4 protein-coding genes are annotated in these 3,798 nt (G+C 36.3%); 2 read left to right on the top strand and 2 right to left on the bottom strand.

From position 1 onward, the window contains the following. Window positions 1–233: 233 nt before the first annotated feature. Window positions 234–1,286, top strand: coding sequence for a 3-deoxy-7-phosphoheptulonate synthase AroG (gene aroG / locus E5A76_RS18010; RefSeq protein ID WP_161119758.1), 1,053 nt, complete (start codon window positions 234–236; stop codon window positions 1,284–1,286). Between the two features lie 88 nt (window positions 1,287–1,374). Here the strand turns inward: aroG and E5A76_RS18015 are convergent, their stop codons facing one another. After that, window positions 1,375–1,563 (bottom strand): hypothetical protein, encoded by a 189-nt coding sequence (locus tag E5A76_RS18015; RefSeq protein ID WP_008989514.1) that lies wholly within the window; start codon window positions 1,561–1,563, stop codon window positions 1,375–1,377. Window positions 1,564–1,857: 294 nt separating this feature from the next. Here E5A76_RS18015 and E5A76_RS18020 point away from each other — a divergent pair, with 294 nt between their 5' ends. Beyond that, window positions 1,858–2,331, top strand: a complete 474-nt coding sequence (locus tag E5A76_RS18020) for a hypothetical protein (RefSeq protein ID WP_161119759.1) — start codon at window positions 1,858–1,860, stop codon at window positions 2,329–2,331. Between the two features lie 27 nt (window positions 2,332–2,358). On the opposite strand, the gene E5A76_RS18025 is transcribed toward E5A76_RS18020, so the two are convergent. Next, window positions 2,359–3,798: hypothetical protein (locus E5A76_RS18025; RefSeq protein ID WP_161119760.1), on the bottom strand; the 1,440-nt coding region annotated here is incomplete at its 5' end.

The following is a 3,798-nucleotide window of genomic DNA, read 5'->3' on the forward strand; positions in this document are numbered from 1 at the left end:
AAAAGTATTTGTTTTATATCTGTATTAGGGTAATAAAACGTATTTTGTTATGATTTATTGAACACAATAGTATTATTGATGATGTAAATTGGTTAAAAAATGTCGACTTTTATGTCAATAACCCATTGCACTAGAAGGGTTAAGGCGATAAGTTAACAACGACTATTTGGAGAAAATACACTACATCAATTTGACCGACATGGACGTAGTGTAGCGATACGGGAAGTATAAGCATGCATAAAACAGATGATGTCCGCATTAGCGAGATCAAAGAACTATTACCACCAGTAGCAATATTAGAAAAATTTCCAGCAACAGAAAGTGCTTCTGAAACGGTATATCAAGCCCGAAATGCCATTCATAATATCTTAAACGATGAAGATGACCGTCTTCTTGTGATTGTTGGCCCTTGTTCAATCCACGATACAAAAGCAGCCATTGAGTATGGTCAGCGTTTGAAGGAACTGCGTGATGAATTAAGTGCTGATCTTGAAATTGTTATGCGCGTTTACTTTGAAAAGCCACGTACGACTGTTGGCTGGAAAGGTTTGATTAACGACCCTTACATGGATAACAGTTTCCAACTCAATGATGGTTTACGTATTGGTCGTAAGCTGCTACTTGATTTAACTGATTCGGGTTTGCCAACAGCAGGCGAATTTTTAGATATGATCACACCACAGTACATGGGTGATTTGATCAGTTGGGGCGCGATTGGCGCACGTACAACGGAATCTCAGGTTCACCGTGAATTAGCATCAGGTCTTTCTTGTCCTGTTGGCTTTAAAAACGGTACTGACGGTAACATCAAGATTGCAACAGATGCAGTAGGTTCAGCAAGCGCACCGCACCATTTCTTATCTGTAACTAAGTATGGTCATTCTGCGATTGTTGCAACAGCAGGTAACGAAGATTGCCATATTATTCTGCGTGGTGGTAAAGCACCTAACTACAGTGCTGAAGATGTTAAAGCAGTGACTGATCAGCTAGAGAAAGCAGGTCATCGTTCTAAAGTGATGATCGACTTTAGCCATGCAAACAGCCTAAAGAAATTTGAGAATCAGCCAATTGTTTCTCAAGATGTAGGTGAGCAGATCGCAAGCGGTAATAAGTCTATCTTTGGTGTGATGATTGAAAGCCATTTGGTTGAAGGTCGTCAAGATATCGTTGATGGCGTAGAGCCAACTTACGGTCAAAGTATTACTGATGCTTGTATTGGTTGGGCTGATACTGAAAAAGTGTTGCGTCAACTAGCGGCAGACGTACAAAAGCGTCGCCAAGCATAACGTAAACATTATAATTCAAGTAAAACCGACGTTATCACAGCGTCGGTTTTTTTATGGCTTCGATTTCAATCGTGTAAAGAGATATGGGCTATTTTTCATTTTGATGTCGGTAACCGTCGTTAAATTCAATATCAAACTCTTCATCATATTGATGCTTATCTAATAAGCTTTGGCAGTGTGGAAATTGGCAATAAATCGGATATTTCTTATGTAAGCCATTTTCAATAAATGCATCCAGAATGCTATGTGTATCTGCAATAAGTGTTTTATCTTCCATAGGATTACCTCAAACAAATATATGCAACTATATTACCGATCCCTATATGAAGAATGTAGCGCATACGTAGTTTAAAAGTGTCTTATAGATAAGAATTATCCCTCTTATGTATATTGTTTATTATAGCAACGATGTCGAATGTACACATTTAATGCCAGAAAATTCGTTAATAGCCATAAGATAAATTTTATAAAAATTAATTGTTTATCAGAAATTCTGCTATAACCATATGTGTGAAAACATTATTCTGTTGCTAGATTTCCCAAGTTATTAGAACAATAAAAGGTGGGATATATGAAAAGTGTGGGTTCTTATATGTTGAAGGTTTGCCTTCTATCCGCTGTAGGTGTGGTATCCAGTCTTGGGGCTGCTGAAGATTCGGTTGCACCCGCTAAATTTGTGGATGCAATTGAGAGTGATGTACAACTAGTCCAGCATAAAGGGTTAGCGATTTATCATCCAACCTTGGGGTTTGTTAACTATGAAACCATACTTTGTGGAGCCAAGGACGAAACAGAGCAAGCATTTCATCAGCTAGTAGTATCGGTGTGCAATGAGCAACAAGGAAAAATGTATAGAAATTGGTGTATAGATAAGCAGAAAAATACACCTTTGTTTCATGCTGAACTTGATGGAGGTGTATCACGGTGCCAAGAGGGAGAATATGCCTCGATTGTTCATGTTTTAGAAGCTCTTCCATCAATAAAGATTAGTGCAAAGCAGAGAAATAATTGGCTTCAAGTCGCTAAATCTTTTGGCTATCAATAAATGTAGTAAGATATTGATTGCTTACGTTTATGCGTAATTAAACCATTTCTGTTTTAGGTTATGTCCAATAACTTCGGTTAAGCCGTGATCTTTCGTCTTAACATGATCTGTTTTATGCGTAATGACTTTTGGCAAACGCTCAGATTCGGTTGGTTGATAAATAATGCTGCATGAGGGATCCACACTAAAAAATAACGAGTAATGGCTATCTTTAATATTAGGAATTATATATTTACCGTTTTGACTGACTGAAATAATGTAATCTTTTGGATAACTTGCAACAATTTTATGGGCATATTCAGCAGTGAAAGAGTCCACAACCTGCGGATTGTGGTAAAGATCTGAAAACGGAGTGAGGGGATCACTCAGCCCTAGGTTTTCTGATGTGAACGTATGATTAAGCAGCTTACTAAAAGCGATAGAATGAACATCAATTTTGTTGTTTTCGTCGACGAGTGCTTTATCAATGACGGTGAGTTTCTCTTCTTTTAATTTTGCTAACTGCTGTTCTAAAGCAAGGCTTGATGGGCATTTACGCTGACATAAGGTTTGTCTGTAAGCATAGTTATTTTGTACATTGATCAACTGAGAACGTAAGTTGTTGGCAAAATAATGAGTGTTATTTTTTGTATCATAGAAACCATTTAAATAGGTCATAGCGCGCCAAACTTTCACGGCTTCAGTTTGAATAATATTAATCACCTGTTCTTTATTATTTGGCGTAATATAGCTAACTAAACTGTCAAGATTAATATAGGTGCAGTATTTTGCATCTTGTATATTTAAAAGCTCATAGTCACCCCAAAAACGCTCACAGTCTGGAGTCAGTTTTTTCTTAAGGTCGAATTTAAGATTATCATTAATATTAAAAGCGACAACAGGATCTTTAACAACATTATTTAATGCATTGTAAAGCGTATTTTTACTATTAAAGAAAACGTGTTGTTGAACTTGTATTTTCCTATTTATTTCAGCTATTTTGTTTAAATAATATTCATTGGAATGAGATAAAACGGCTAATTTTCTCTCATGCTCATTAATTTCAGAATTATAACGTCGTTCTGTTTTATCAATAGAACGCTGGAGTGTTTGAGCGTACGCATGAATACGGAATAAATTAGTTCGGTAGGTGCGTTTTGCTTGCTCTAACTCTTTAATAAAGGGTTGAGCTTCAGTTAATTGAGTACCTTTTAATAGTGATAGCAATTCATTGATATTACAAAGGTAGTCTGGAGACAGTAACCAGTCACTTTTGAGTAGTGTATGCGATAACCGCTGAATTTGGTTAAATGTTTGCGGTATCGTTAATGGATTATTTTTTTCTGTAATAATAAAGCCATGAATATCATTCGCTTTAATTTCATTAGGCGAAAGCGAAAATGATTCAAAATCAACTTTTCTTTCCATATCACACGCAGTAGTCGATGCGATGAGTGAGATTAATGCAAAATACCAAAATTTATTCAT

The sequence above is a fragment of the Photobacterium lucens genome (assembly GCF_009873615.1).
Classification (GTDB): Bacteria; Pseudomonadota; Gammaproteobacteria; order Enterobacterales; family Vibrionaceae; genus Photobacterium; species Photobacterium lucens.

Coding starts and splice junctions, on each gene's coding strand:
- aroG (WP_161119758.1), top strand. CDS start 234: ATGCATAAAACAGATGATGTCCGCATTAGCGAGATCAAAGAACTATTA.
- E5A76_RS18015 (WP_008989514.1), bottom strand. CDS start 1,563: ATGGAAGATAAAACACTTATTGCAGATACACATAGCATTCTGGATGCA.
- E5A76_RS18020 (WP_161119759.1), top strand. CDS start 1,858: ATGAAAAGTGTGGGTTCTTATATGTTGAAGGTTTGCCTTCTATCCGCT.